The 6,760-nt window shown below is 66.6% G+C and carries 9 protein-coding genes and 1 pseudogene; all 10 read left to right on the forward strand.

Features of this window, described 5'->3' with window-relative positions; translation table 11 throughout:
- Positions 1-91 precede the first annotated feature (91 nt).
- Positions 92-448 (forward strand): 50S ribosomal protein L18, encoded by a 357-nt coding sequence (gene rplR / locus DI624_RS15615; protein WP_154726238.1) that lies wholly within the window; start codon positions 92-94, stop codon positions 446-448.
- A gap of 12 nt (positions 449-460) precedes the next feature.
- Positions 461-1,069 (forward strand): 30S ribosomal protein S5, encoded by a 609-nt coding sequence (rpsE, locus tag DI624_RS15620; RefSeq protein ID WP_087119308.1) that lies wholly within the window; start codon positions 461-463, stop codon positions 1,067-1,069.
- A 3-nt stretch (positions 1,070-1,072) separates the two neighbouring features.
- Positions 1,073-1,261, forward strand: coding sequence for a 50S ribosomal protein L30 (gene rpmD, locus DI624_RS15625; RefSeq protein ID WP_291540330.1), 189 nt, complete (start codon positions 1,073-1,075; stop codon positions 1,259-1,261).
- A 175-nt stretch (positions 1,262-1,436) separates the two neighbouring features.
- Positions 1,437-1,883 (forward strand): annotated as a pseudogene (rplO, locus tag DI624_RS15630) (50S ribosomal protein L15); the annotation flags it as partial.
- A gap of 277 nt (positions 1,884-2,160) precedes the next feature.
- Positions 2,161-3,540: a preprotein translocase subunit SecY gene (secY, locus tag DI624_RS15635; RefSeq protein ID WP_291540334.1), complete on the forward strand. Its 1,380-nt coding sequence runs from the start codon at positions 2,161-2,163 to the stop codon at positions 3,538-3,540.
- A gap of 36 nt (positions 3,541-3,576) precedes the next feature.
- On the forward strand, positions 3,577-4,137 hold the full coding sequence (locus DI624_RS15640) for an adenylate kinase (protein ID WP_291540337.1): 561 nt from the start codon (positions 3,577-3,579) through the stop codon (positions 4,135-4,137).
- 30 nt (positions 4,138-4,167) lie between these two features.
- Positions 4,168-4,905, forward strand: a complete 738-nt coding sequence (locus DI624_RS15645; RefSeq protein ID WP_291540339.1) for an energy transducer TonB — start codon at positions 4,168-4,170, stop codon at positions 4,903-4,905.
- 127 nt (positions 4,906-5,032) lie between these two features.
- Positions 5,033-5,401 carry a 30S ribosomal protein S13 gene (gene rpsM / locus DI624_RS15650; protein ID WP_291540341.1) on the forward strand — a complete coding sequence of 123 codons (369 nt, stop codon included), beginning with the start codon at positions 5,033-5,035 and terminating at the stop codon, positions 5,399-5,401.
- A gap of 14 nt (positions 5,402-5,415) precedes the next feature.
- Complete coding sequence (rpsK, locus tag DI624_RS15655; RefSeq protein ID WP_201100505.1) at positions 5,416-5,805, forward strand: 30S ribosomal protein S11; 390 nt, start codon at positions 5,416-5,418, stop codon at positions 5,803-5,805.
- A gap of 94 nt (positions 5,806-5,899) precedes the next feature.
- The coding region (locus tag DI624_RS15660) for a DNA-directed RNA polymerase subunit alpha (RefSeq protein ID WP_291540351.1) at positions 5,900-6,760 on the forward strand (861 nt) is incomplete at its 3' end.

The following is a 6,760-nucleotide window of genomic DNA, read 5'->3' on the forward strand; positions in this document are numbered from 1 at the left end:
CAAGCTGCGTCCGCCGGAGCCCTACAAGGGCAAGGGCGTCCGTTACGCCGGCGAGACCGTGCGTCGCAAGGAAGGCAAGAAGAAGTAAGTCATGGCTCTCTCTCTTCGACAACAAGCCAAGCGCCGCTCGGAGCGCACTCGCCGTCGCCTGAAGGCTGTCGCCAACGGTCGTCTGCGTCTGTCGGTCTACCGTTCGGACAAGAACATCTCGGCCCAGATCATCGACGACGCCCAGGGCGTGACCGTCGCCTCGGCCTCGTCGCTGGAAGGCGGCAAGGGCAAGCGCGGTTCGGACACGGCCGCGGCCGCCGCGATCGGCAAGCTGATCGCCGAACGCGCCATCGAGAAGGGCGTCAAGGACGTCGTCTTCGACCGCGGCGAGTACATCTATCACGGACGGGTGAAGGCGCTGGCGGAAGCCGCGCGTGAAGCCGGCCTGAACTTCTAAGGGACGCGACAGATGGCGCAACAACCCCAACGCGGCGGCGGCGGCAACGACCGCAACCGTCGTGACAACCGCAACGCCCCCGCTGTCGACGGCCCGGATTCGGACATCGTCGAGAAGCTGGTCCACATCAATCGCGTCGCCGCCACCGTCAAGGGCGGGCGTCGCTTCAGCTTCGCGGCCCTGATGGTCGTCGGCGACGGCAAGGGCCGCGTCGGCTTCGGCCACGGCAAGGCGCGCGAAGTGCCGGAAGCCATCCGCAAGGCGACCGAAGAAGCCAAGAAGACGATGATCCGCGTTCCGCTGCGCGAGAACCGCACCCTGCACCACGACGGCAACGGCCGTTGGGGCGCCGGCAAGATCATGATGCGCGCCGCCCCTCCCGGCACCGGCGTCATCGCGGGCGGTCCGATGCGCGCCGTGCTCGAAACCCTCGGCGTCCAGGACGTGGTGGGCAAGTCGACCGGTTCGTCGAACCCTTACAACATGATCCGCGCGACGTTCGAGGCCCTGAAGGTCCAGTCGTCGCCGCGTCAGGTCGCTTCGAAGCGTGGCAAGAAGGTCGCCGACCTGATGGGCCGCCGCAACGACGGCGCCTCGGCGCCGGAAGCTGTGGAGTCCTAAGTCATGGCCGAGAACAAGACCGTCACCATCAAGCAGATCGGTTCGCCGATCCGCCGCAAGAACGACCAGCGCGCCACCCTGGTGGGCCTGGGCCTGAACCGCATGGGCCGCGAAGCGACCCTGGAGGACACCCCTTCGGTTCGCGGCATGATCGCCAAGGTCCACCATCTGGTGGAAGTGGTCGAGAAGTAAGCCCCGCTCTTCGGAGCGGGAGTGGCGAGTGGTTGGTGGCGAGTGGCGAGCAGGAAAGCGGCGATTTCGTCGTTTTTCCTTGACTCGCCGCTCAACACTCGCCACTCGCCGCTTTCTTTTTTCCAAGCCGAGTCCGGACGATGTCCGGGCGCTAGCACCCGAAAGGATCAGGCACATGAAACTGAACGAAATCCGCGACAACGAAGGCGCGCACAAGAAGCGCATGCGTGTCGGCCGTGGCCCCGGTTCGGGCAAGGGCAAGACCTCGGGCCGCGGCGTCAAGGGCCAGAAGTCGCGCACCGGCGTCAGCCTGCTGGGCTTCGAAGGCGGCCAGATGCCGCTGTACATGCGCATGCCCAAGCGCGGCTTCAACAATCCGAACGCCCTGAAGCTGGCCGAAGTGAACCTGTGGCGCCTGCAAGACGCCATCGACGCCGGCAAGCTGGACGCCTCGTCGGAAATCAAGGGCGACGCCCTGGTGGCCGCCGGCGTGATCCGCCGCGTCAAGGACGGCGTGCGCCTGCTGGGCACCGGCGAGATCAAGGCCAAGCTGAACCTGGTCGTCTGGTCGGCCACGGCCGGCGCCAAGAAGGCCATCGAAGCCGCCGGCGGTTCGGTCGTCGAACAACGCATCGAAGCCGAAGCCAAGGCCGCCGCGCGCGTCGAGAAGCGCAACGCCGCCAAGGGCAAGGCCCCGGCCGCCAAGGCGCCCCAGGGCGACGCCAACAAGGTCTCGGCCCGCGCCAAGCGCACCGCCGCCAAGGCCTGATCACCGCGTCGTCGCGGTCCTTTTAGGCCGTGGCCTGGATACACCTGCGACGACGAAAGAACGGAAGCGGCTCTCGCATGAGGGCCGCTTTCCGCCTATCTGACGACTCAATCAGTCGTGGGGACGCATAATGGCTTCGGCCGCAGAACAACTCGCCGCCAATATGAACATGGGCTCGTTCGCGAAAGCGACCGAGCTGCACAAGCGCCTGCTGTTCACGCTGGGCGCGCTCCTGGTCTATCGGATCGGGACCTATGTGCCGATCCCGGGCATCAACTCGCAGGCCTTCCTGCAGTTCTTCCAGGATCCGTCGGGCCAGCGCGGCATCCTGGACATGTTCAACATGTTCTCGGGCGGCGCGGTCGAGCGTATGGCGATCTTCGCGCTGAACGTGATGCCCTACATCTCGGCCTCGATCATCGTGCAGCTGATGGGCACGGTCTATCCGCCCTGGGAGAAGCTGAAGAAGGAAGGCGGCGAGAGCGGCCGCAAGCAGCTGAACCAATACACCCGCTATCTGACGGTGTTCCTGGCGCTGGCCCAGTCGTTCGGCATCGCGGCCGGCCTGAACAGCACGGCGGGTCTGGTCGACAATCCGGGCGTCTTCTTCATCGCCTCGACGGTCGTGACCCTGACCGGCGGCACCATGTTCCTGATGTGGCTGGGCGAGCAGGTGACGGCGCGCGGCGTCGGCAACGGCATCTCGCTGATCATCTTCGCCGGCATCGTGGCGGTCCTGCCGTCCACCATCGCGCGCCTGCTGGGCCTGGCCCAGCAGGGCCAGATGTCGGCCTTCGCCCTGCTGTTCATCGCCGTCCTGGCGGTGGCCACGGTCGTCTTCATCGTCTTCATGGAACGCGCCCAGCGCCGTCTTCTGATCCAGTATCCGAAGCGCCAGGAAGGCAACAGGATGGCCGGGGGCGAGCGTTCGTTCCTGCCGCTGAAGGTCAACACCGCCGGCGTGATCCCGCCGATCTTCGCCTCTTCGCTGCTGATGCTGCCGACGACGGTCGCGACCATGACCGCCAACGCCGACCTGCCCGGCTGGCTGAGCTGGCTGCCGCTGGTGACGGCGCAGCTGACGCACGGGCAGCCGTTGTTCATGGTGCTTTACGCCGCCCTGATCATCTTCTTCTGCTTCTTCTACACCTCGATCACCTTCAACCCCGAGGATACGGCCGAGAACCTGCGCAAATACGGCGGATTCCTGCCGGGCATCCGTCCCGGCAAGCGGACGGCGGAATATCTGGACTATGTGCTGACCCGCCTGACGGTGATCGGCGCGGCCTATATCACCGCGGTCTGCCTGCTGCCGGAGTTCATCGTCAGCCAGTTCGGCAACAGCCTGTATTTTGGCGGAACGTCTATCTTGATCGTGGTGTCGGTGACGATGGACACTGTCGCCCAGATTCAGTCCCAACTGCTGGCCCACCAGTACGAAGGCCTGATCAAGAAGGCCAAGCTGCGCGGACGCGGCGGCCGTGGCGCGCCGACGCCGGTGCGTCGCTAAATCCAAGCTGACAGACGCCTAGGGGAGGGCTGAAGCGTGAACTTGATCCTGTTCGGACCGCCGGCGGCGGGCAAGGGCACCCAGGCCAAGCGGCTGGTGGAAGAGAAGGGCATGGTCCAACTCTCCACCGGCGACATGCTGCGGGCGGCGATCGCCTCGGGCTCGGACCTGGGACTGAAGGTCAAGGACGTGCTGGCGCGCGGCGATCTGGTCACGGACGAGATCGTCATCGCCCTGATCGAGGATCGTCTGCCCGAGGCCGAGGCCGCAGGCGGCGCCATCTTCGACGGCTTCCCCCGCACCGTGGCCCAGGCCGAGGCCCTGGACGCCATGCTGGCCAAGCGCGGGGCCCAGATCGACGCCGTGGTGCGGCTGAAGGTCGATGACGCCGCCCTGACCGAACGGATCGCCAAGCGGTTCGCCGAACAGGGACGGCCCGACGACAATCCCGAATCCTTCAAGGTTCGGCTGGAGGCCTACAACCGCAACACCGCCCCGCTGCTTCCCTATTACGAGAAGCAGGGCAAGCTGACCGAGGCGGACGGCATGGGCTCGATCGAATCGGTCGCAAAGGCCATCGACGAAGCTCTGGCGTGACCAAAGTCCGCCTCGGGCGTTAGACGTCCGATGACCGACCACGACGTCAGGCCGGACAAATGGCGCGCCCGCAGACGCTGGCGCGCCTTCGCCGTTTTCTGTGTTGTCGCCGGGGCCGAGATCGGGTTGTTCCTGTTGCTGGGCCAAGTGAACGGCCGCGCGCCGCAGCCGCCCGCCGCCTCGGAGCCGCAGCCGTTCGAGGTCGTGCTCTACGACCCGCCGCCCCCCGCTTCCGACCAGCCGCCGGCGCCTGAGACGGGAGGAGGGGCTCCCGCCGCCGCCTCGCGCATCCACACGCCGCCGCCGCCGAAACAGGCGCGCCCCCCCGAACTGCCCGCGCCGCCCAAACAGGCCCCGGCGCCCGCGCCTGTCGTCGGCGTCGCCCCCGCGCCGTCGCCCCTGCCCGGATTCGGCCAGGGCGGGCAGGGGACAGGCGCAGGCTCCGGCGTCGGTTCGGGGTCCGGCCCCGGCTCCGGTTCGACCGGGCCGCGCCTGGTCACGGGGCCGACCATCGGTCAGATTCGCGCCAACCACCCGCCGCGCGCCCGCAGCCGCTACGGCCGGGCCGAACTGTCGTGCGTCATTCGGCTGGACAATCGGCTGGACGATTGCCGCATCGTGGACGAAACTCCGCCGGGCCTGGGCTTTGGGGCGGCGGGCCTTCAGGTTTCGGGCTTCTTCCGCTTCCAGCCGCCGACCGAGAACGGCCGTCCGGTCCAGGGCCAGCGCGTCACCGTCGGCATCGACTTCGGGCGTCCGCCGCGCTGAACCACGCCAGACGTTGACGGCCTGTGAATCATCTGTATAAGGGCGCCTTCCCGCGAAGGGCGCCACGCTCCTGGTTTGTTAACCGGAGCGTTTGTTGCGTCTGACTAACGCGTATCTGGAGAATTTCGTGGCCCGTATCGCTGGCGTCAACATCCCGACCAACAAGCGCGTGGAAATCGCGCTTCAATACATCCATGGCATCGGCCCCGCAGCCGCCAAGGACATCACCGGCAAGGTCGGCATCGACGCCGCGCGCCGCGTCAACCAGCTGACGGACGCCGAAGTGCTGTCGATCCGCGAGACGATCGACCGCGACTATACGGTGGAAGGCGACCTGCGTCGCGAAACCTCGATGAACATCAAGCGTCTGATGGACCTGGCCTGCTATCGCGGCCTGCGTCACCGCAAGGGCCTGCCGGTCCGCGGTCAGCGCACCCACACCAACGCTCGCACCCGCAAGGGTCCGGCCAAGCCGATCGCCGGCAAGAAGAAGTAAGAGAGAGCTGACCGATGGCCAAGGAACCGGGTCGCGTAAAGCGCCGCGAACGCAAGAACATCACCTCGGGCGTCGCCCACGTGAACGCCAGCTTCAACAACACGATGGTGACGATCACCGACGCGCAAGGAAACGCGATTTCCTGGTCGTCGGCCGGCCATATGGGCTTCAAGGGTTCGCGTAAGTCGACCCCCTACGCCGCCCAGATGGCCGCGGAAGACGCCGGCAAGAAGGCCCAGGAGCACGGCGTGAAGACGCTGGAGGTCAATGTTTCGGGTCCGGGTTCCGGCCGGGAATCGGCTTTGCGCGCCCTGCAGTCCGTCGGTCTGACGATCACAACGATCCGCGACGTCACGCCGATGCCGCACAATGGCTGCCGTCCGCCCAAGCGTCGTCGCGTCTGATCGCGACTTCGTTCCAGGCACACCCCATCTCCGTCGGCTCCACCATGGCCTCGTCGACAAGGCCGGAGCCGACGAAACCCGTTCGAGGGACAAAATGATCGAAAGAAACTGGCAAGAGCTGATCCGTCCCGAGAAGCCCCAGATCGAGACCGGCTCCGACGCCCAGCGCAAGGCGCGCCTGGTGGCCGAACCCCTCGAGCGTGGCTTCGGCGTGACCCTCGGCAACGCGCTGCGTCGCGTTCTGCTGTCGTCGCTGCAAGGCGCGGCTGTCACCGCCATCCAGATCGACGGCGTGGTCCATGAATTCTCGTCGCTGGAAGGCGTGCGCGAAGACGTGGTCGACATCGTCCTGAACATCAAGCAACTGGCGCTGCGCATGCACGCCGAAGGCCCCAAGCGCATGACCCTGCGCGCCACGGGCCCCGGCGCGGTGACGGCCGGCCAGATCGACGTGCCGGCGGACATCGAGGTCCTGAACCCCGATCACGTCATCTGCACGCTGGACGACGGCGCCTCGATCCGCATGGAACTGACCGTCCAGAACGGCAAGGGCTATGTGGCCGCCGAACTGAACCGCCCGGAAGACGCGCCCATCGGCCTGATCGCCGTGGACGCCCTGTATTCGCCGGTCAAGAAGGTGGCTTACCGCGTCGAGCCGACCCGCCAGGGTCAGTCGCTGGACTACGACAAGCTGCTGCTGGAAGTGGAGACCAACGGCGCGGTGACGCCTGTGGACGCCGTGGCCTACGCCGCGCGCATCCTGCAGGACCAGCTGCAGATCTTCATCACCTTCGAAGAGCCCAAGAAGGCTGTCGAGCAGTCGGACGGCAAGCCCGACCTGCCCTTCAACCCGGCCCTGCTGAAGAAGGTGGACGAGCTGGAGCTGTCGGTCCGTTCGGCCAACTGCCTGAAGAACGACAACATCGTCTACATCGGCGACCTGATCCAGAAGACC

The organism is Brevundimonas sp. (genome assembly GCF_003248455.1).
Lineage (GTDB): Bacteria > Pseudomonadota > Alphaproteobacteria > Caulobacterales > Caulobacteraceae > Brevundimonas.